This is a genomic window from Glaesserella australis (assembly GCF_003260095.1).
In the GTDB taxonomy this organism is placed as follows: Bacteria; Pseudomonadota; Gammaproteobacteria; order Enterobacterales; family Pasteurellaceae; genus Glaesserella; species Glaesserella australis.
On sequence record NZ_PTPX01000007.1, the window covers coordinates 133,198 to 154,603 of the forward strand.

Here is a 21,406-nt window from a genome sequence, read left to right on the forward strand (position 1 = left end):
CTCTAGGCTCTCCAGCAAAATTCGTTGTTAAGGAATTATTTTACTAAATCTTTTAATGCTTTACCTGCAACGAATGCTGGCACGTTAGCTGCTGGAATTTCAATTGCTTCGTTAGTTTTTGGATTACGACCTGTACGAGCTTTACGGTGATTTACTTTAAAAGTACCGAAACCGATTAGTTGAACTGCATCACCTTTTTTAAGGCTTCCAGAAATAGCATCTAAAGTTGCTTCTAATGCTGCTTTAGCATCTTTTTTGCTTAACTCTGCGCCTGCTGCGATTGCATCGATTAACTCAGTTTTGTTCATAGTTTTATCCTCTAAAGATGTGTATCAGTAAGACGGCAATAATTGCCTTAATAAAATTGCGAAAATGCGTTGCGTAGCTTAATTCAAACAACCATTTTCTCAAAGGAAATAATGCAAAATTTGTTAGCTAAGTCACACTTATTGACTAAAATTTAATCCAATATTACTTATACCACTCATTCTTATCTCGTTTTTGAGAGATAGGAGCAATTCAATATCCCGTTCTTCACACTCATTCAGTAAACGATATATTTGCCATTGCACATCTAGTTCATCTTGAATTTCAGTAGCATTTTTCAGTTCTTGTTCATTTAAACGGCGATCAGCCTGCGTTTCTAAATAGGTTGCAACGGTGGCAAGTGAAATTTGGCTAATTTTAATCGCTTGTTCTAAGGTTTCCCCTGCAATAATGCTGTGCAGCAGCTCTGCAAGAGCCTGACAAGCATCTTCAGCAGGGAAAACACCGTAGAAATCAAATTCATTGACATCAGGGATAATCGCTTCAAGCTTTTCAAGCTGATTTTCAAAGTTGATTTTCGCCCCTTTGACCGTTAAATGTTCCCAAACAAGATTTAGGATATTTTGGAAAATTTTGGCATCATCAGACCGCTTGCTCACTTCGCAAAAGAGCTGAAAATTTGGGTACATACGCTCGCATAAACACACCATAAAGGTGAGATGTTGCCAGCTCTCAAAACGCTCAATGCGTTTATGAATAGGGTTTCGCATTTGTTATATTTTCCCTCTCTCTGCTCAAAATAGCCTTACGCTATTTTGAGCTGTCTCTCTCCCGTAAACGGGAGAGAGTAACCTAAATTTAAATAATTATTTATGATACTGCTTAGAAAACTCGTGAATTGCATCAACAAACACTTTCGGGCTTTCTACTGGCACATCTTGATGAATACCGTGTCCCAAATTGAACACGTGTCCCGAACCGTTCCCAAAACCAGCCAAAATCGCTTTTACTTCTTGCTCAATACGTTCAGGGCTTGCATAAAGCACACTCGGATCCATATTGCCTTGTAAAGCAACTTTATGCCCTACACGGCGGCGTGCATCGGCAATATCCACTGTCCAGTCTAAACCAACGGCATCACAGCCTGTTTCTGCAATCGCTTCTAACCACAAGCCACCGCCTTTGGTGAACAGAGTTACAGGCACTTTTCTGCCTTCATTTTCACGGATTAAACCGTCCACGATTTTGTGCATATAGCGTAATGAAAATTCTTGATAATCACGGTGAGCCAATACGCCACCCCAAGTATCAAACACCATTACCGCTTGCGCCCCAGCTTTAATTTGAGCGTTTAAGTAAAGGATAACGCTGTCCGCCAATTTATCTAATAAAGCGTGTAGCAGAGCTGGCTCAGCGTACATCATTTTTTTGATTTTGGTAAAGGCTTTGCTACTTCCGCCTTCGACCATATAGGTCGCTAATGTCCAAGGGCTGCCTGAAAAGCCGATTAATGGCACTTCGCCTTTTAATTCACGGTGAATGGTACGCACCGCATTCATCACATATTGCAACTCTTGTTCTGGATCAGGAATTGGCAAGTTATCTACATCAGCTTTGCGTTCAATTGGACGAGCAAATTTCGGACCTTCGCCTGCACCAAAACTTAAGCCCAAGCCCATGGCATCAGGAACGGTCAAAATATCTGAAAATAAGATCGCTGCATCTAACGCATAACGGCGTAAAGGTTGAAGGGTCACTTCACAAGCTAAATCCGCATTGCGACAGAGCGACATAAAATCCCCCGCTTCCGCACGGGTTGCCTTATATTCTGGCAAGTAACGCCCTGCTTGACGCATCATCCAAACAGGCGTCATATCCACAGGTTCACGTAACAAAGCTCTTAAATAGCGGTCATTTTTTAAGGTTGTCATAATCTTCTCTCAAAAATAAAATTGCCCTATCGGGCTTGATAGGGCAAATAATAGCATAAATTATTGATCTTTGACGCTAATTTTCACGCTCACTTGCTCCCCTGAGCGAACAAGTTGATGAATGCGTGCGGTTTCAACGCAAACCATCGTCTGATAGCCCATTTCGCTCATTCCGCTCATCGCTTTATGCCACGGGTTCCACACCACCACTTCGCTAGCGTTATGGTGATCTACTTCAATTTGACGCTGATAGCTCGAATCGCTAATCAGGCTCGGCTGTTGATTTGCCGTATAAACTTCATCAACTAAATTCGCAATTTTTCGTGGCGAACTGACCGCTTGTCGCTGTTGTGTTACGGCATCAAAGGCATTATCTGGCAAGCCAAAGAGCTCCACTTGCTCAATGTTTTTCACCTTGAAATAGCTATGCAATGCCACCTGTGCTTCGCTCTCTGCCAAATGCGTAAAACGTAGTTGGCAGGTTGAGCCGAGTTCCATTTCCATTTTCGCTTCAAGCTGTTGCTGTTCGTCAAACAGACTAAACTCAAGCTTCACTTGCTCTGCGTCCACCTGATAAGCCGACAACTCCCACAAACGATTTCGAGCCGTGCCGTGCGGCGGCTGTTTCGCTCCGCCAAACCACGGATAACAAATCGGCACACCGCCACGAATAGCATTGCCTTGCTCAAAAGGCTCAATTTCACTTAGCCACAGCACATCTTCTGCTGTATGGCTAGGCTTCCAGCTCAATAGCTGAGCGCCTTGCAACGCTACCTTAGCGGTGACTTTTGGGTGAGAAATTTCAAGGACAGGAATTTGGTGATAATCCACCAAATTGAGTTCTGGGGTAAGTTGTTTTGTCATATTTACTCCTTTTGTATAGACAAAAGGGGTGTATTGCTACACCCCTTAAGATTATTGATTCAAATACTGTTTTGCTGTTGCAATCGCTTCGGCAACACGTTCTAAATTCACACCGCCTTTGGCACAACGTTTTGCCAAGCACGAGTCGAGAGAAAGAATTGGGTAAACATCGTCACTTATGACAGCGTGGAACTGTTTAAATTCATCTAAATTCAATTCTTCAAGGGCTTTCTTCTGACTAATCGCATAAACCACCGCTTCGCCGACAATATGGTGAGCTTCACGGAATGGAATACCTTTTGCCACTAAATAGTCGGCAAGCTCGGTTGCATTAGCATAACCTTGTTGTGCTGCTTCTTTGGTGCGTTCCGTATCGACTTTGATGTCTTCAAGCACTAACGCCGAAATGTTTACGCACGCTTGCCAGGTTTCAATCGCATCAAAAATGCCTTCTTTGTCTTCTTGCATATCTTTGTTATAGGCAAGTGGCAAGCCTTTGAGTGTCGCAAGCAAGCCACTTAACGCCCCAAATACACGCCCTGTTTTACCACGCACTAATTCGCAGGCATCGGGGTTTTTCTTTTGTGGCATCAGTGATGAACCTGATGTAACACGGTCGGAAAGTTCGACAAAGTGCGATTCGCCACTGTTGAAAATAATCAAATCTTCCGCAAAGCGAGAAAGGTGCATCATACTGATTGACGCTGCCGCTAATAGCTCTAAAACGTGGTCACGGTCTGATACGCTGTCTAAGCTGTTGCGAGTAGCGGTTTCAAAGCCGAGATCTTGTGCAAGCAGATCACGATCTATCGCATAAGCCGTCCCTGCCAACGCCCCTGAACCCAGTGGGCAAGTGTTCATTCTTTTATAAGCATCGGTCAAACGGCTGTGATCACGCTCTAACATTTCGTAATACGCCATACACCAGTGAGCAAAGGTGATCGGTTGAGCCCGTTGCAAATGGGTATAACCCGGCATTACCGACAGCTGATTAGCTTCAGCAGTTTCGACCAATTTCTCTTGCAAGGCACGAATAGATTCTTGTAATGAAAGTACTTGGGCTTTACACCACAGTTTCATATCTACAGCAACTTGATCGTTACGGCTACGCCCTGTGTGCAGTTTTTTACCGAGATCGCCCACTTTCTTAATCAGTTGCAACTCAACCCAGCTGTGAATATCTTCTGCATCTTCTTGCAATACAATCGCTAAATTCGGGGCAACTTCCGCACGAAGCTGTTTTAACGCCTGAATAAGTTCCGCCAGTTCGTTTTGATTGATAATGCCAACAGAATGAATAGCTTTCGCCCAGCCGATAGAGCCGTCAATATCTTGTAATGCTAAACGGTAGTCAAAACGTAACGAGTCATTAAAGTATTTGAATTGTTGATCTGCCTGTTGTGTAAAACGTCCACCCCAAAGTGCCATATTGGTATCCTTTTAAATGAAAATTGCAAAATAAAAAGCGGATCTCACCGCTTGTCTTGGTGGTTATTATGCATAATTATGCAATTAAACTCAATAATTATTTACTCTTTTCTGCTTTCGCCGTTAAATTTTCTGCCCCATTAGCTCGCATCACAATGTTATCTTCGGTGCGAATACCGCCATAGCGTTTCAGTTCGTCAATTTTCTGCCAGTTAAAGAAACGAGCAAGCGGGTGGTTTCGCCATTGATTTAGCAACATTTCGATAAAATAGAAACCCGGCTCAATGGTTAACACCATATTTTCGGCTAAATCACGGGTGCAACGCAAACTTGGGTAAATCTCAGGGGGCGACTTGCGTGTGCCACGCTGATTTTGTTGAAAACCTGCCACGTCGTGAACTTGCAAACCTAACTGATGCCCTAAGCCGTGTGGGAAAAAGGTGCGACTAATGCCTTCTTCAAAAATTTGATCGGCAGGCAATTTCACTAACTCAAACTGCTGTAACATCTGCGAAATCCAGCGGTGCATTTGGCTGTGATAGCTCAAATAATTTATCCCCACTTGCATCTCGGCGATAATATCTAGTTTGAACTGTTCCATTTGAGCCACCATTTCCGCAAATTCACTTTGTGGATCAACAGCATAGGTGCGAGTGAGATCAGACGCATAGCCTAAATAGCTTGTTCCTGCGTCAAGCAAAAAGCTGTGGCGTTCGTTTGGCGGAGTAAAATCGAGTTGGGTGTAATGCAAAATCGCACTGTGCTGATTGATTGCGACAATGTTGCCGTAAGGGACATTGTTGTCCGACTGCTGTGTCGCTTGCAAATAGGCAAGGTTGATTTCAAACTCACTTTTCCCTGCAAAAAACGCTTCTTTTGCCGCCTGATGACCACGCAAAGCGGTGAGTTGAGCCTGATAAATACAGGCAATTTCAAATTCGCTTTTGATCGAACGCTCAAAATGGAGTACATTTAGCACTTTCTGCGGATTGATATGCTCAAAGCCCAACGATTGTGCAAGGGCTTCTTGCTCGCCGATAAAGGCACAATGTTTCGGATTTTGGATATATTGCTGAATTTGTTGGCTATTGCTTAACATCTGCCACTCAAATTCATCGGCAAAAAATGTCGATGTCGGCGGATTTGGCGTACAATGCCAGTAATCTTGCGGTGCGTAAAAATAGAGCTTCGGCTTGTTTTTGCCATCAAGGAAAAGCCAGCTTTGTTCCGCTGTAGGATCAGGGAAAACGTAGTTAAAATGCGGATTGATTTTAAACGACGATGTTTGATCGTCTAAAAAATGATATTTCGCCTGCCCTGCGTAAATCCAAAGCCCATCAAGGCGAGCAAGCTCTAAGGCGTGTTGCACGATTTGCTGAATACGTGCGAGATGTTGAGAGAAAAAGTGTTGCATAGAAATTCCTGATTTATATAAATAATGAAAAAAACTCCCACTTTTAGAAAAGTAAGCCTGTGGAGTTCTATGTAGATAAAGAACATTTCCCCCTTTGAAAAAGGGGGATTAAGGGGGATTTTAAAATGCAAATGTTTGCACAGGGCTACTAAAAATCCCCCCTAGCCCCCCTTTTTCAAAGGGGGGGAATTTGATCAACGAATAATTCAACTTAAACAAACAACTATGACCGAACCAACCATTCACCACACACTAGACACATTAGGGCTTCGTTGCCCTGAGCCTGTAATGCTGACCCGCAAAACCATTCGCAATATGGCGGACGGCGAAGTGTTACTCATTATTGCCGACGATCCTGCCACAACCCGAGATATTCCGAGTTTTTGTCAATTTATGGATCATCAATTACTAAAAAGCCAAACGGAAACCAAGCCATATCGCTATTGGGTGAAAAAGGGGCTATAACAAACAAGCGGTAAGATTTCGCAAAACATTTGCAATATCCTACCGCTTGTAGCCTAATTAATGACGACGTTCATCGTCAAAATCGTCATCTTCATCATCAAAGAACTCGCCATCATCGCCGTACTCATCTTCATCGCTGTTTGGATCTTCAAAGTAAGTTCCCCAGCCTTCATAAACGGCACCTGATTTTTCAATCAATGGCAGTAGCTCTTTTTGTTGAGCGGTGATTAAATCAGCATCGAGCTTGATTTCGCTAACAATATCGCATACAAAAACCACATCGCCGTTTTCTTCTTCTACTTCTTCCGCTTCAGAAATTTCATAGCCCAGTTTATAGGCATCGACCACTAATTTTTCAAGTTTGTCGAAATCGTGGTGAGCAACGTGGTGTTCAATAATATAAAGGGCTTCAGGATCGCTGCCGTCAGCTAATAACGACTCAATAATTTCATCGGTTTCTTGGCGTAATTCGGTTAAGTTGTACATAAGTAATGTTCTCCAGATAGCGCTCGTTTGTAACGAGTGCTTTTTGTCAGTACAAGGCACACGTTAAAAACGTGTGCCATCAATGAGTTATTCAAATGCTTCGGCAAACCAGCTATCTAATTTTGCCGCCAGTTTGTCAATGCCGATACGATTTTGAGCGGAATAGGCTTCCACTTGTACATCGCCTTGAAAAGGCAAAATCGCTTCTCGTACCATTTTCACCGTTTTGCTTCTCGCACTTTGGCTGAGTTTATCGGCTTTGGTTAATAGCAACAACACAGGCAATTCGGCAGACACTGCCCATTCGATCATCTGTTGGTCGAGATCTTTTAATGGGTGGCGAATATCCATTAAAATCACCACGCCACGCAAACATTCCCGTTTCTGCAAGTATTCGCCTAATGAACGTTGCCACTGCAATTTCATCTGTTCAGGCACGGCAGCATAGCCATAACCCGGTAAATCGACCAATTTGCAATTTGGCTCCACTTCAAACAGGTTAATCAACTGAGTGCGTCCTGGTGTTTTTGAAGTCCGTGCCAAGTTTTTTTGGTTCGTTAAGGCATTGAGTGCCGTTGATTTCCCTGCATTTGAACGTCCTGCAAAGGCAATTTCTACACCGCTGTCTTCAGGCAAATGGCGAATATCAGGGGCAGAAGTTAAAAAATGGGTTTTATGATAGTTAAGTTTTATTTCGGTCATTTTGAATGTATATTTCTATGAAACAAATTTGTAGGGACACACTGCGTGTGTCCGAAAAAATAGACTAGTTAAGCGGACACACGCAGTGTGTCCCTACTATTTAAATTTTATGCTCAATCCCTTCTCCCCATACCCATTCGCATCGGGATTTCCCGCAAACACGCCCCACTCCATTAGCAACACGGTGCTAATAAACACTGGCATCAGTGTGCCAAGCAGAAACGCCATTGTACCTTGTGAACCAAGCGAAGCGACATAACATAAAATCGGCACAAGTACCATTAATAACGCTTTGCCTGAACGGTTGCGGTCGTGTAAGCGTTTGACGATGACTGCCGCTAAACTATAGAACGATACCGTCAAAGGCATAACGCTAATCCAGTTGAAAGCGGTTGGATTTAGGAAAAAATTTGCAAAAATAAACAAAAAGGCAAAGTTGATTCCAAAGCCAATCCAAAAGCCTTTGCGGTTTAATCTGCCGTCAAAAGAGAAAAGTGCTTTATGCCAAATCATTACTGCAACGCCTTTTCAATTTTCTCAAACAAGTCTCTTGCCAAGTTATCCAAGCCTTTTAAGCGTTCTAAGCCACGACGCATTAAGGTTTGGCGTTGTGCATCGTAGCGAGAAAGTTTAATTAACGGCTCAATCAAACGAGATGCCACTTGCGGATTGCTTTCGTTCATTTTAATCAACATATCGACTAAGAAACGGTAGCCTGAGCCGTCAATCGAGTGGAACGCTTTTGGATTTTGGCTGGCAAATGCCCCGACCAACGAACGCACACGGTTTGGATTTTTGAAGTTGAAACTTGGGTGCGACAACAAACTTTGCACAATCTCTAACACATTTTCATCAGGGCGTGTGGCTTGTAAGGCAAACCATTTATCCATTACCAAGCCATCGTGTTGCCATTTCTGTTCAAAATCCGCCAATAGTTGATCTCGGCAAGCCAGCTCTGCTTTGGTGGAAGCAGTCAATGCCGCTAATGTATCTGTCATATTGTTGGCTTGATGATAATGTTTATGCACAAGGGTATTGCCCACATCGGTAAAGGCAAGGTATGACAAGCAGACGTTACGCAACGCACGTTTTGCCAAATCGTCTGCCACCACACGATATTCGGTCAATTTGTTCTGATTGTAAGTCACCAAGAAGCGATCTTTTAGCTCGTCAGCAATCGCCTTTTGCATAAAGTGGCGAACCACCGCAATGCCAGCAGGGTCGATCACCTTAAACAGCTCCGCAAATTCCGTCTCTTTTGGCAAGGTTAATGCTAAAGCGGCGAGTTCAGGGTCTTTATTTGCATTGTCAATTACAAAGGTGAGAGCTTCAAGTAAGCCTGCCGAAAAGCTCATCGCTTCGCCTTGTTGGTAACGGCTTAGGTTTGCACGCAGTTCGTTATTGAACAACATTTGTGCTACGTCCCAACGGACAAAATCGTTTTCCGCAAATTTTAACAAGGTAAGCAGTTGCTCGGTCGAATAGTTGTAATCCAAACGCACAGGGGCAGAGAAATCGCACAGCAAGGCTGGCACAGGGCGTTGTTGCACATTGTGGAACTCAAAGGTCTGATGTTCGTGGATCACATCTAGCACATCGCTCACAGTCAATAATTCGTGTTGCAGATTGATTTTTTTGCCGTCTTCGCCATATAACGCCACTTTCAGCGGAATATGCAAATTCACTTTTTCAAGCTGATCAGCGGTCGGTGGCGTGCTTTGCGAAACGTGCAAGCGGTAAGTATGGCGTTTTTCATCGTATTCATCGGCAATAGTAAGTTCAGGCGTTCCCGACTGGCTGTACCAACGGCGGAACTGGGTTAAATCCACGCCCGATGCCCTTTCCATTGCCGAAACAAAATCTTCACAAGTCGCCGCTTTGCCGTCATTTTCCGCTACATAAAGTCGCATACCTTTTTGGAAACGATCTTCGCCAAGCAATGTGTGGATCATACGGATCACTTCCGCCCCTTTTTCATACACGGTTACAGTGTAGAAGTTGTTCATCTCAATCACTTTTTCAGGGCGGATCGGGTGAGCCATTGGGCTGGCATCTTCGGCAAATTGCACCGCACGCAACAGACGCACATCTTCAATGCGTTTTGCCGATCTTGCCCATAAATCTGACGTAAACTCTTGATCACGGAACACGGTCAAGCCTTCTTTCAAACTCAACTGGAACCAGTCTCGACAAGTGATACGGTTGCCCGTCCAGTTGTGGAAATACTCGTGAGCAATCACCGCTTCCACATTCAAATAGTCGTCGTCCGTGGCAGTTTGTGGGTTGGCAAGCACAAATTTTGAGTTAAAAATGTTCAACCCTTTATTCTCCATTGCCCCCATATTGAAGAAATCGACCGCCACGATCATATAAATATCTAAATCATACTCTAGCCCGAAACGCTCTTCGTCCCATTTCATCGAACGCTTCAAGCTCTCCATTGCCCAAGTCGCACGGTCTAAATTGCCCCGATCTACATAAATTTCGAGAGCCACTTCACGTCCGCTCATCGTGATGAATTTGTCTTGCAACAGATCAAAATCGCCAGCCACCAACGCAAACAGATAGCTTGGTTTAAAGAACGGATCTTCCCACTCGACCCAGTGGCGACCGTCTTCCAAATCGCCTTGTGCGATGCGGTTGCCGTTAGAAAGTAGGTAAGGATATTTGCTCTTACAAGCGGTGATTTTTGTGCGATATTTTGCAAGCACATCAGGGCGGTCAAGCATATAGGTAATTTGACGGAAACCTTCCGCTTCACACTGGGTACAAATGCCGTCCCCCGACTGATACAAGCCTTGTAGCGATGTGTTTTGGGACGGATTGAGCTGGGTCTGAATTTCCAACGTAAACTGATCCGCCGACAAAGCGGTTAAATCCAAGCTCAAACTTTCATCATCTTTCTGATACGCCTTAAACGGCTCACCATTAAATTTGACCGAAAGAAACTCAAAGCTATGCCCGTCAAGGCGTAATGTTGTCGCCTGCGGATTTTTACGCTCAACGGAAAGGGTCGATGTCACCAACGTCTGTTCAGGATCGAGTTGCACATCAAGGTAAATTTGGTTAATCGTAAAATCAGGCTGACGGTAATCTTTTCTAAATTTCGCTTTAGGTTGCATAGCTTTTCCCTTAGGTTTTTAAAATGTGGAAAGGATAAGATTATTTATCGTGAAGAGCAATCAAATTTAAGATCTTGCCCCAAAAATTGCCGTACCAATTCTCACCATTGTCGAACCGCACTCAATGGCACTTTGCATATCATCAGACATTCCCATTGATAACGTATCAATACCATCAAATTGTGCCTGTAATTGTTCAAACAGTTGTTGCATTTGTCGCAGTGCGATTTTTTGTTGTTCAGGCTCGCTTTCAGGCTTTGGAATTGCCATTAATCCACGCAGTTTTAGGCGTGGCAGTTGGCGAATTTGAGTGGCTAATTCTAGCATTTCTTCAGGGGAAATGCCCGATTTTGATGTTTCATCGCTGATGTTAATTTGAATAAGCACGTTCAAAGCGGGCAAATGCTCAGGGCGTTGTTCGTTTAAACGCTGAGCGATTTTTAGGCGATCAATGGTTTGTACCCAGTCAAAATGCTCAGCAACCACTCGAGTTTTATTTGATTGTAACAACCCAATAAAATGCCACTCTAACTCGCTCTGTTTAGCAAAATGTTGAATCTTTTCCACGCCTTCTTGTACATAATTTTCGCCAAAGGCACGTTGCCCTGCACAGATTGCTTCTTTAATGGCGGAAATCGGTTTGGTTTTGCTCACGGCAAGCAGTTTAACGCTATTTTCAGGGCGGTTTGCTTGCTGACTAAACTGTTGAATTTGTTGTGAAATGGTGTCTAAATTTTGAGAAATCGACATCGGTTACTCCAAAAGGCTATAATGGGCAAGATCATAAAACTCCACCCAATTTAAATCAAGGATACTTATGCAACAAAAACTTTCAAACATAAAATTGGTGATTACCGATGTGGACGGCGTTTTAACTGACGGTAGTCTTTATTACTCCGAAAACGGCGAAACATTGAAGTATTTCAACGTCAAAGATGGACTAGGCATTAAAATGTTACTTGCGTGCGGTATTCAAGTGGCGGTGCTTTCAGGGGGCGATACGCCTATTTTACGCAGACGAATCAAAGACTTAGGTATTCCGCTCTATCAACTCGGCAAAATGTCCAAACGCCAAGCCTGTTTTGATTTAATGCAACAAGCGGGTGTTTCGGCAGAAGAAACTGCATTTTTAGGTGATGATACGTTGGATTTACCTGCCTTTGAAGTATGCGGACTTGCTGTCGCTGTTGGCAATGCGTTTGATTATGTGAAAAATCAAGCGGATTTAGTGCTAACCCGTGACGGCGGAGATGCGGCATTTCGTGAGCTGTCTGATATGATTTTAAAAGCACAGGGCAAAGAAGAGGTGTATGCAACGGCTGATGGCTTTATGAAAGTGGTACATCAGATGGCACAGTAGAAAAAATCTGTAGGGCAGACATAAAAGTCTACCCTATAGCAATTAAATATCTAAATCTGCTTCATCACCACGGGCTTGAAGCCACTGCTTACGATCTTCAGAGCGTTTCTTCGCCAGTAACATATCCATAAGCTCAAAGGTTGATAAAGTTTCTTCTTCACTTTGCTCTTCAAGCACTAACTGAACTAAGCGACGGGTACTCGGATTCATCGTCGTTTCACGCAGTTGTTCTGGATTCATTTCACCCAAGCCTTTAAAGCGCTGTACATTAGGTGTTCCTTTCTTCTTCGCAAGGCGTGCTAGAATGCTCTCTTTTTCAGCTTCATCTAACGCATAGTGAACTTCATCTTTACCAATATCAATACGATAAAGCGGTGGCATTGCCACATAAACGTGTCCATTTTTGACAAGCGTTGGGAAGTGGCGGAGAAATAATGCACAGAGCAACGTCGCAATATGTAAGCCATCTGAATCCGCATCCGCTAAGATACAGACTTTGCCATAGCGTAGCTGGCTCAGATCTTCATTATCAGGATCGATCCCAAGGGCTACCGCGATATCATGCACTTCGGTCGATGCTAAAACTTGATCAGGCGACACTTCCCAAGTATTTAAGATTTTCCCCCGCAATGGCAAAATTGCTTGAAACTCTTTATCACGCGCTTTTTTCGCCGAACCACCCGCAGAGTCCCCTTCCACTAAGAACAACTCGGTTCGCTTAATATCTTGAGAATTACAATCCGCTAATTTCCCTGGGAGCGCAGGCCCACTGACTAATTTTTTACGAACAACCTTTTTCTCTGCTTTCAAACGATTTTCAGCGGAACTAATCGCCATGCTTGCCAGCTGTTCTGCCACTTGCACATTTTGATTTAGCCATAAGCTGAATGCATCTTTAATACTATTTTCAACGTAACTCGCCGCTTGTCGTGAAGATAAACGCTCTTTGGTTTGCCCTGCAAACTGTGGCTCTTGCATTTTCAGAGAAAGTACATAGCAACAACGTCCCCACACATCATCAGCGGTTAATTTCACCCCTTTTGGTAACAAGTTACGAAAATCACAAAATTCCGCCATCGCCTTGAATAGGCCTTGACGCAAGCCATTGACGTGCGTTCCGCCAAGTGCAGTTGGAATCAAGTTGACATAGCTCTCATTAACTTGTTCCCCCCCTTCAGTGAGCCAGCTTAACGCCCAGCTTACAGCTTCTGTATCACCCTTTACATCTCCTACAAATAATGGATTTGGTAGATACTCATAGGCTTTTAACGCATCACTTAAATAATCACGCAAACCATCTTCGTAGTACCACGTTTCCTGCGTGTTATTGATATGGTCGGTAAAGTTGATGGTCAGTTTCGGACAAAGTACTGCTTTGGCTCTTAACAAATGACGTAAGCGACTGACTGAAAATTTCGGTGAATCAAAATATTTCGGATTTGGATAGAAACGAACGGTTGTTCCTGTTTGACGTTTTGGGCAAGTGCCAATCACTTTCAGATCTTCGACTTTTACACCATTAGCAAAAGCAATGGTATAAATCTCGCCATTACGCTTAATGGTAATTTCAACCCGCTCTGAAAGAGCATTCACAACCGAGATCCCCACGCCGTGCAGACCACCTGAAAAGGTATAGTTTTTATTAGAAAACTTACCGCCTGCGTGTAATTTGGTTAAAATCAACTCAACGCCTGAGATTTTTTCTGTCGAGTGAATATCAACTGGCATACCACGCCCATTATCGACCACTTCGAGAGAATTATCATTGTGTAAAATCACATCAATTTGATTAGCAAAACCTGATAACGCTTCATCAACACTATTATCAATAACTTCCTGCCCTAAATGATTCGGACGAGTGGTATCGGTGTACATACCCGGGCGAAGTTGTACAGGTTCAAGATCTTTAAGAACGGTAATTTCATCAGCACCGTAGCGTTTTTCAGACATAATAGGCTCTATGATTGATTTGATGTAAATAAAAACAGGGGCAAATTTTAGCGAATTTCGACTAATGGCTCAATAGAAAACCACAAGCGGTCTGTTTTCGCTAATTTTTTGCAAATTTTTCAGAAAAACTTACCGCTTGTCGTTTCATTTCCTTACTGTTTGAACACCCTTTTCAATACATTCAATACGGCGGCATTTTTGGCAGATTGTGCAGCGTTTGCGACTACGGCGGAGATGCGTTTAGTCGGTAATTTGGCTTGGGATAGAACTCTCTGCAAGCGGTGATTTTTTTCAAAAACTTGCAATTCGCCTTCTAAAATAAAGGTCAGCCCCATTCCTTCCGTTGCCAGATAATAAGCAATTGCCGACATATTCGGACATTCGGTGCGTTTTTCAGGCAAAATTTTCGGCAAGTTTAAAGTTTCAAAGGCGTTGAGCAACACAAAATCGCTGTGATTTAACCAATGTGCCGTGAGCAAATCTGTCGGTTGAGTTATGGGATTTTCCGCCAAATATTCCATTGCTCCAGCAATACATAGCGACCAATCCGCCAAGCGATAAACCACATTATCCATTGAATCGCTGATTTCGCCTGCTCGCAACGCAATGTCTGCCGTGCCTTGTTGCAGCTGTGCCAGCGAATCTTCGGCGAGCAACACCAGCCTAATATCAGGGAAATCCTGCTCAACAACACGCATTAATTCCCGAATTTCACGGCAACGCACAAATCCCGTAGGCAAGGACAACCGCACGGTTCCGCTCGGTTTGGCTTTAAGTGCGGTCATTTTTTCCTGCGTTTCTTGCATAATTGCTGCCAACTTTTCCGTCTGTTGCCACAAAATCCGCCCTGCCTCGGTGAGTTCCAAACGGCGAGTGTTGCGGTTCAGCAGTTTCAAGCCGTAATCGCTTTCCAAATTTTGCAAATGCTGGCTTACCGCACTAGCGGTCATTCCCAAGCTTTGTGCCGTTTTGCTCATACTTCCTTTTTTGATGACTTCATTGAAGATCAATAATCGTTTTGCGCTTTCCATTTTCAAGTTTAACTTAAAAGAGTTTTCATTATTTAGCGTATTATCAAGTAAATTCACTTCAATTACAATGCACCCATCTTAACTACTTCAGTACAACTTAACTTAACAAGGAGCTTATTATGGCAACCATTTCAATTTTTGGTAAAGGCAATATGGGTAAAGTATTGGCAGAGCGTTTTAGCCAAGCAGGAAATCAGGTTTCATTTGTGGAACGTGATGAACAAGCAACCTTGGGTGAGATCGTGATTTTTGCCGTGCCGTATGCGTCAGTAGATGACATTATTACAAAATACAGCACGCAACTTGCCGATAAAATCGTGATTGACATCACCAACCCAGTAGATTTCAGCACAATGGATAGCTTACTTGTGCCAGCGGACAGTTCAGCGGCGGCAATTATTGCGCAGAAATTGCCAAAATCAGCGATTATCAAAGCATTTAACACCAATTTCGCAGCAAATATCGGCTTAAGCAAAGTGGCAGATAAAGCCGACACAACTGTGTTGCTGGCAGGTGATTGCGAACAAGCGAAAGCAAAAGTGGCGGATGCACTAAAAGGCAGCGAGTTAATCGTGAAAGACGCAGGTTCACTCAAACGTGCCAGAGAGTTAGAAGCGTTTGGTTTCTTACAAATCACCCTTGCCGTGCGTGAACAAATCGGCTGGACAGGTGGCTTTGCACTGTTTGAATAAACTCACACAACTTATGTTTAACCCACTTTCAAGAAGGACTAAAAATGAATAAACTTTTAACCGCACTTTTTGCAACCACAATCCTTGTTGCCCCTATTGCACAAGCACAAACGCAACCGACTACGCCTGTTGTGATTAAGGCTGAAAAGCAAGATGAAACCGCCATTCGTCAATTGATCAACGATTATGCGGCAGCGTTGAAATCGGCAAATCCGCAAAATGTGTTGGAATTGTATCGCAACGATGGTGTATTAATGCCGTCCAACGCCCCAACCGCACAAGGCTCGGCAGCGATTACCGCAACTTATCAGCACATTTTCAGTGCGGTCGGCTTGAATTTGCAATTTGACATCAAAGAAATTACGGTCAATGACAACGTAGCAATTGTCCGCTCAATCTCAAACGGCACAGCCACTGTCAAAGCCAACAACACTCAAGTACCCGAATTAAACCGTGAACTGTTCGTTTTGGAAAAAGTGGAAGGCAAGTGGAAAATTGCCCGTTATATGTTTAACAAAACCGAATAGTGATTTAGCCCCCTGATGGCGCAAGCTCCCTAACTTGTGCCAAAACAAGCGGTCGGTTTCCCACGAAAATTTGCAAATTTTTCAGGAAAACTGACCGCTTGTTAGCATTTTAACCCTTGTAAAATCGAACATTCAGGTTTGTCATTACCGCAACAGCTGTGATGCCAACTTTGTAATAACACCAACATTGCTTGTAAATCGGCAATTTTTGTTTGTAACTCGATGATATGTTGCTCAGTTAGCTTTTTCACTTCTCGACTGGCTCGATTTGGATCGTCATTTAACTTTAATAATTCAGCGATTTGAGCCAAGGAGAACCCGACTTTTCGTGCGTTACTGATGAAATGTAAACGCTCGATATCCTTTGTGGAATAAAGACGATAGCCCGATTCACTACGCTGTGCATGGGGAAGCAATCCTGCTTTTTCATAATCTCGGATTTGTTTGGCGGTTAGACCTGATAATTTTGCTGCTTGGCTGATATTCATATGACTTGACCTTAACCTAGGGTAAAGGTTTATTATGTCTCTAAATCAGAAAACATCAAAGGAGAATCTTATGTCAACCATTACACTTCAACTTAGAGGATTGCATTGTGGACATTGTGTAAAAAGTGTCGAAAATGGCTTAAAAGCGTTGCCGACAGTCACTCATGTTCAAGTGGATTTGAACTCGCAAACAGCCATTGTGGAAAGTGAAGAGTCGCTTCAAACCTTGGTAGAGACCATTTATGACCTTGGGTTTGAAGCCAAAGGAGCATAATCTATGGCTTTAGAGCAACAATTTCTCTTAAATGGTTTGCATTGTGCAGCTTGTGTTCGGCGAGTAGAAACGGTAGTCGGGCGATTAGCTGATGTGCAATATGTGTCGGTGAATTTGGCGGATCAAACGGCTTTTGTGCAAGGTAACGTGCCAGCTGATGCGGTGATACAAGCTGTGACCAAAATCGGTTTTGGTGCAGAATTGCTTGAAAGTGAGCAAATTCGCCGTGAAAAACAGCAAGCACAAACTAAAGCCACCTTAAGTGAAAAACGCTGTCAGTTTGCCTTGGCGTTAATTGTTGGCTCATTGTTAATGGCTTATGGTATGTGGTTTGGTATGTCGCCGACGGAAGAGAACCGCCCAATTTGGCTAGTTTGGGCGGCTATCACTGCTAGCACAATGTATTTCAGTGGTAAACATTTCTTCACAGGTGCTTGGACTAGCCTAAAGCACCGAGCAGCAACCATGGATACGCTTATTGCCATCAGTACAGGCGTGGCGTTTCTTTATTCGCTGTATTTGACGCTGTTTCCACAATCTCACGCTCATCTTTATTATGAAGCTAGCGTGATGATTATCGGCTTTCTGAATTTAGGAAAATACCTTGAGTTGAAAGCCAAACAGCGTTCGTCGTTAGCGTTAGAGAAATTGCTCGATCTTGCGCCACAACAAGCGGTCATTTTTGACGGAGAAATTGCAAAAACCATTTCAACTAAAGGTATTAAGCCACAAATGCGGATTCAAGCTTTAACAGGCGATCGCTTTGCGGTGGACGGCGTGTTGCAAAGTGGGGCGCTTTGGGTTGATGAGTCTATGCTCACGGGCGAAGCCTTGCCTGTGGAGAAGAAAGTCGGCGATAAAGTACGGGCAGGCACGATTGTGCAAGACGGAGCGGGAATCTACCTTGCTGAACAAGTTGGCTCACAAACGGCACTGGCTCGCATTATTACCGCTGTTCGCCACGCACAATCCTCTAAGCCCCCTTTGGCTAAATGGGTGGATAAAGTCGCTTCTATTTTTGTGCCGATTGTGGTGAGTATTGCGTTTGTCAGTAGCCTGATTTGGCTTGCCTTAGGCAAAGATTTTGCCTTTGCCCTTTCCATTTTTACCACTGTATTGATCATTGCCTGCCCCTGTGCCTTAGGGTTGGCAATCCCCCTTTCAACTATTGCGGGGGTCGCTCGCTCCGCTGAATTTGGCGTGTTGGTACGAAATATTGAAGCGTTACAAGCCAGCAGTGAAATTGACACCTTGGTTTTCGATAAAACAGGGACGCTCACCACAGGTGAAATGCAAGTCACTCATATTGAAACCTTCGGTCACAGTGATAAAGATGAAATTTTACGTTTAGCCAAAAGCCTTGAACAGCACGCTTCTCACCCTATTGCCAAAGCCATTACAAAATATCGTGACGATCTGACCGCTTGTTCCGTCACTGATGTAAAAATTGTGAAAGGATTAGGCATATCCGCTCGGGTAGGTGATGATGAAGTAAAAGTAGGAAATCGTGCATTTGCAGCCCATTCACAGCTAACGTTTACAGGGAAAAGCCTTGGTACCGAAGTTTTTGTTGCGGTAAATAATCAAACCCTTGGTGTTATTTACCTGCAAGACCAACTTCGCCCTGAAAGCAAGGAAATCATCAAACAGTTTCAAGCGCAAGGTTATCAATGTGTAATGCTAACAGGTGATCGCCAAGATACTGCGCAACATTATGCGAAAGAATTGGGGTTAGATGATGTTATCGCCGAAGTGCTGCCTGAACAAAAAGCCGAACAGATTGCAATATTACAGCGACAAGGTAAAAAGGTAGCAATGATTGGCGATGGTATTAATGATTCCCCTGCATTAGCTCAAGCCAATGTTGGTATTGCGATGCATAACGGCAGTGAAATTGCGGTAGAAACGGCGGATCTTTCGCTAATGCAATCGGGCTTGCAACCTCTCGCTGAAATTTTGCCGTTCTCAAAACGAGTGGTGCAAAATATGAAACAGAGTTTATTCGGAGCATTTATTTACAACCTGATTGCGATTCCTATCGCTTGTGGCGTGCTTTATTCTGTCACGGGTTGGCTACTTAATCCGATGATTGCAGCGATTGCCATGGCGTTATCGTCTATTACGGTGGTGTTAAATAGTCAACGGTTACTGAAATAGCAAAAGGGCTTAAAATTCTTCAATTTTAAGCCCTAATTCTTCATAGTATCTGTTAAATTAATACTTGTTCTGCAACTTGATATCCTTGCGGCACTTCTGCTTTGTCTTCGAAAGTGACAAATTCCCAAGCATGTTGGTTTGCTAAGACTGCACGCAATAATTTATTATTTAAACCGTGACCTGATTTATAGGCTTTAAAGTCACCTAAAATATTGTAGCCACACATAAATAAATCACCAACAGCATCTAACATTTTATGGCGAACAAGTTCATCTTTAAAACGTAAACCTTCTTCATTTAAGATACGGTATTCATCTAATACAATCGCATTATCAAGGCTACCACCTAACGCTAATCCAATAGATTGAAGGTACTCTACATCTTTCATAAAGGTAAATGTTCTTGCACGGCTTAATTGTTGAATAAAATGCTGTGCAGAAAATTCCATTTTATAATTACGCACTTCTTTGGTGATCATTGGATGCGTAAAATCAATGGTAAAATCTAATTTTAAGCCGTGATTATAAGGCTTAAATTCTGCCCATTTGTCACCTTCTTCTACTCGTACCGTATCTTTAATACGAATGAATTTTTTAGGTGCATTTTGTTCCTCGATGCCCGCATCTAATAATAAATAGATAAATGGACTTGAACTACCATCCATGATTGGAATTTCTGGCGCATCAACTTCAACAATAAGATTGTCTAAACCTAATGCTGCCATTGCCGCATTAAGATGCTCAACGGTTGAAATACGTACACCATCATCATTAATCATACAAGTACAAAGCGTCGTATCACGGATAGAATCTGCACTTGCAGGAAAGTAAACGACAGGATCAAGATCTGTTCTTGCATAAATGATCCCTGTATTTGCAGGCGCAGGGCGTAAAGTTAACGTCACTTTCTTGCCGCTGTGCAAGCCAATGCCTGTTACTTTTGCTGCTTGTTTAAGGGTTCTTTGTTTAATCATATCGTTTCCTTATTTCCCAATAATTATTGGCTATTTCTCATAAATCCAGGGATTGAATTTGGTGAGAAAACCTGTGTTGTATCCACTTGTTGCGGTCTTGGTGCTACTTGTTGCATTTGCTGTGGTTGATGTAACTGCTGTTGAGCGTATTGATTTGGATTAGGATACCCACCGCCCATATTATTCATAAAATCAGGTCTATGTGAATTTGGCATTCCTTGAACTGATTGTGGAGAAATATCATGTCTTACTGGTTGAACACTTGGAATTTTTGGCATTTCTTCTGGTTGACCAATACCTGTTGCAACTAATGTTACACGAATTTGTCCTTCCATTTCAGGATAGAATGCAGAACCAAAAATAATTGCAGCATCAGGATCAGCAAAGCTAGTCACATATTCCATAATTGTATTTACTTCAGCAAGTTCAATATCGTAACCAGAAGAAATATTAACGAGAATACCTTTAGCACCTGATAAATCTACATCTTCTAATAATGGACTTGCAACAGCTTCTTTTGCAGCGTTTTCTGCACGATTTTCGCCCTCAGCAATACCTGTTCCCATCATTGCTCTGCCCATTTCTGACATGACTTTTTTCACATCCGCAAAGTCAACATTCACTAAACCTTCAGACGTAATCATATCTGTAATACCTAAAACAGCATTACGTAAAACATCATTAGCAACGCCAAACGCCTCATTAAATTTAACGTTTTTTGGTAACACTTTTAATAATTTATCATTTTGAATGATAATCAGAGAATCAACATGTTTTGCAAGCTCACGGATACCTTGTTCTGCATAGCCTGAACGTTTTTTACCTTCAAAAGAGAATGGCTTAGTAACAATACCAACGGTCAAAGCACCTTTGCTTTTCGCAATTTCTGCAATGACAGGTGCAGCACCTGTACCAGAGCCACCGCCCATACCTGCTGCAATAAATACCATATCCGCACCGTCAATCATGTTGCTCAGAGCTTCTCTATCTTCTTCTGCAGCCTGGTGACCTACATTTGGATCTCCGCCAGCACCTAGACCTTTGGTTAATGTTGCACCTATTTGAATAGTATTTCGAACAGCACTACTACGTAACACTTGTGCATCTGTATTTACAGAAAAAAACTCTACACTACCAACATCAGATTGTGTGCTACTTACCATATGATTTAGTGCGTTACCACCACCGCCACCAACACCAATAACTTTGATGACTGCATCTTGCGTCGCTTCAAAAATAGGTTCAAACATTTGTGATTCTCCCTAAAGGCTCAAT

The 21,406-nt window shown here is 43.0% G+C and carries 22 protein-coding genes; 6 read left to right on the top strand and 16 right to left on the bottom strand.

Annotated features, from left to right (window positions below):
- Positions 1 to 35: 35 nt before the first annotated feature.
- The 6 genes from C5N92_RS03930 to pepQ form a co-directional block, all read right to left on the bottom strand.
- Positions 36 to 308 carry an HU family DNA-binding protein gene (locus C5N92_RS03930; RefSeq protein ID WP_111749557.1) on the bottom strand — a complete coding sequence of 91 codons (273 nt, stop codon included), beginning with the start codon at positions 306 to 308 and terminating at the stop codon, positions 36 to 38.
- A gap of 138 nt (positions 309 to 446) precedes the next feature.
- A complete protein-coding gene (locus C5N92_RS03935) occupies positions 447 to 1,037 on the bottom strand; it encodes a YjaG family protein (protein WP_111749558.1) in 591 nt (196 codons plus the stop codon).
- Positions 1,038 to 1,133: 96 nt separating this feature from the next.
- Positions 1,134 to 2,198, bottom strand: a complete 1,065-nt coding sequence (gene hemE / locus C5N92_RS03940) for a uroporphyrinogen decarboxylase (RefSeq protein WP_111749559.1) — start codon at positions 2,196 to 2,198, stop codon at positions 1,134 to 1,136.
- A gap of 60 nt (positions 2,199 to 2,258) precedes the next feature.
- Positions 2,259 to 3,062, bottom strand: a complete 804-nt coding sequence (locus C5N92_RS03945) for a D-hexose-6-phosphate mutarotase (protein ID WP_111749560.1) — start codon at positions 3,060 to 3,062, stop codon at positions 2,259 to 2,261.
- Positions 3,063 to 3,113: 51 nt separating this feature from the next.
- Positions 3,114 to 4,490, bottom strand: coding sequence for an argininosuccinate lyase (gene argH / locus C5N92_RS03950; protein WP_111749561.1), 1,377 nt, complete (start codon positions 4,488 to 4,490; stop codon positions 3,114 to 3,116).
- 97 nt (positions 4,491 to 4,587) lie between these two features.
- The gene (gene pepQ, locus C5N92_RS03955) at positions 4,588 to 5,904 is read right to left on the bottom strand and encodes a Xaa-Pro dipeptidase (RefSeq protein ID WP_111749562.1); all 1,317 of its coding nucleotides are present in this window, start codon (positions 5,902 to 5,904) and stop codon (positions 4,588 to 4,590) included.
- Positions 5,905 to 6,129: 225 nt separating this feature from the next.
- Between pepQ and tusA the strand changes: the two genes are divergently transcribed.
- Positions 6,130 to 6,369, top strand: a complete 240-nt coding sequence (gene tusA / locus C5N92_RS03960; protein ID WP_111749563.1) for a sulfurtransferase TusA — start codon at positions 6,130 to 6,132, stop codon at positions 6,367 to 6,369.
- 57 nt (positions 6,370 to 6,426) lie between these two features.
- On the opposite strand, the gene rraB is transcribed toward tusA, so the two are convergent.
- The 5 genes from rraB to C5N92_RS03985 all read right to left on the bottom strand — a co-directional run bounded on the left by rraB (position 6,427) and on the right by C5N92_RS03985 (position 11,429).
- On the bottom strand, positions 6,427 to 6,855 hold the full coding sequence (gene rraB / locus C5N92_RS03965; protein WP_111749564.1) for a ribonuclease E inhibitor RraB: 429 nt from the start codon (positions 6,853 to 6,855) through the stop codon (positions 6,427 to 6,429).
- Positions 6,856 to 6,942: 87 nt separating this feature from the next.
- A complete protein-coding gene (gene yihA / locus C5N92_RS03970; RefSeq protein ID WP_111749565.1) occupies positions 6,943 to 7,557 on the bottom strand; it encodes a ribosome biogenesis GTP-binding protein YihA/YsxC in 615 nt (204 codons plus the stop codon).
- A 96-nt stretch (positions 7,558 to 7,653) separates the two neighbouring features.
- On the bottom strand, positions 7,654 to 8,070 hold the full coding sequence (locus C5N92_RS03975; protein ID WP_111749566.1) for a DUF805 domain-containing protein: 417 nt from the start codon (positions 8,068 to 8,070) through the stop codon (positions 7,654 to 7,656).
- Positions 8,070 to 10,679, bottom strand: coding sequence for an aminopeptidase N (gene pepN / locus C5N92_RS03980; protein WP_111749567.1), 2,610 nt, complete (start codon positions 10,677 to 10,679; stop codon positions 8,070 to 8,072). The genes C5N92_RS03975 and pepN overlap by 1 nt, the downstream gene beginning before the upstream one ends.
- Positions 10,680 to 10,745: 66 nt before the next feature.
- Positions 10,746 to 11,429, bottom strand: a complete 684-nt coding sequence (locus C5N92_RS03985) for a YggS family pyridoxal phosphate-dependent enzyme (protein ID WP_111749568.1) — start codon at positions 11,427 to 11,429, stop codon at positions 10,746 to 10,748.
- A gap of 67 nt (positions 11,430 to 11,496) precedes the next feature.
- Between C5N92_RS03985 and C5N92_RS03990 the strand changes: the two genes are divergently transcribed.
- Entirely contained in the window at positions 11,497 to 12,039 is a 543-nt protein-coding gene (locus C5N92_RS03990) for a KdsC family phosphatase (protein ID WP_111749569.1), read from the top strand.
- Between the two features lie 42 nt (positions 12,040 to 12,081).
- Here C5N92_RS03990 and parE read toward each other — a convergent pair whose 3' ends face one another.
- A complete protein-coding gene (gene parE / locus C5N92_RS03995; protein WP_111749570.1) occupies positions 12,082 to 13,989 on the bottom strand; it encodes a DNA topoisomerase IV subunit B in 1,908 nt (635 codons plus the stop codon).
- A gap of 152 nt (positions 13,990 to 14,141) precedes the next feature.
- Positions 14,142 to 15,020 carry a LysR family transcriptional regulator gene (locus C5N92_RS04000; protein ID WP_111749571.1) on the bottom strand — a complete coding sequence of 293 codons (879 nt, stop codon included), beginning with the start codon at positions 15,018 to 15,020 and terminating at the stop codon, positions 14,142 to 14,144.
- Positions 15,021 to 15,139: 119 nt separating this feature from the next.
- On the opposite strand from C5N92_RS04000, the gene C5N92_RS04005 reads away from it, so the two are divergent.
- Both C5N92_RS04005 and C5N92_RS04010 read left to right on the top strand, forming a co-directional pair.
- Positions 15,140 to 15,712, top strand: coding sequence for an NADPH-dependent F420 reductase (locus C5N92_RS04005; RefSeq protein ID WP_111749572.1), 573 nt, complete (start codon positions 15,140 to 15,142; stop codon positions 15,710 to 15,712).
- A gap of 44 nt (positions 15,713 to 15,756) precedes the next feature.
- Complete coding sequence (locus tag C5N92_RS04010) at positions 15,757 to 16,239, top strand: YybH family protein (protein ID WP_111749573.1); 483 nt, start codon at positions 15,757 to 15,759, stop codon at positions 16,237 to 16,239.
- 101 nt (positions 16,240 to 16,340) lie between these two features.
- Here the strand turns inward: C5N92_RS04010 and cueR are convergent, their stop codons facing one another.
- On the bottom strand, positions 16,341 to 16,727 hold the full coding sequence (cueR, locus tag C5N92_RS04015) for a Cu(I)-responsive transcriptional regulator (RefSeq protein ID WP_111749574.1): 387 nt from the start codon (positions 16,725 to 16,727) through the stop codon (positions 16,341 to 16,343).
- Positions 16,728 to 16,797: 70 nt separating this feature from the next.
- Here cueR and C5N92_RS04020 point away from each other — a divergent pair, with 70 nt between their 5' ends.
- On the top strand, positions 16,798 to 17,001 hold the full coding sequence (locus C5N92_RS04020; protein WP_111749575.1) for a heavy-metal-associated domain-containing protein: 204 nt from the start codon (positions 16,798 to 16,800) through the stop codon (positions 16,999 to 17,001).
- 3 nt (positions 17,002 to 17,004) lie between these two features.
- On the top strand, positions 17,005 to 19,158 hold the full coding sequence (locus C5N92_RS04025; protein ID WP_111749576.1) for a heavy metal translocating P-type ATPase: 2,154 nt from the start codon (positions 17,005 to 17,007) through the stop codon (positions 19,156 to 19,158).
- A 52-nt stretch (positions 19,159 to 19,210) separates the two neighbouring features.
- On the opposite strand, the gene lpxC is transcribed toward C5N92_RS04025, so the two are convergent.
- On the bottom strand, positions 19,211 to 20,131 hold the full coding sequence (lpxC, locus tag C5N92_RS04030; RefSeq protein WP_111749577.1) for a UDP-3-O-acyl-N-acetylglucosamine deacetylase: 921 nt from the start codon (positions 20,129 to 20,131) through the stop codon (positions 19,211 to 19,213).
- A gap of 23 nt (positions 20,132 to 20,154) precedes the next feature.
- On the bottom strand, positions 20,155 to 21,381 hold the full coding sequence (gene ftsZ, locus C5N92_RS04035) for a cell division protein FtsZ (protein ID WP_111749578.1): 1,227 nt from the start codon (positions 21,379 to 21,381) through the stop codon (positions 20,155 to 20,157).
- Positions 21,382 to 21,406 lie beyond the last annotated feature (25 nt).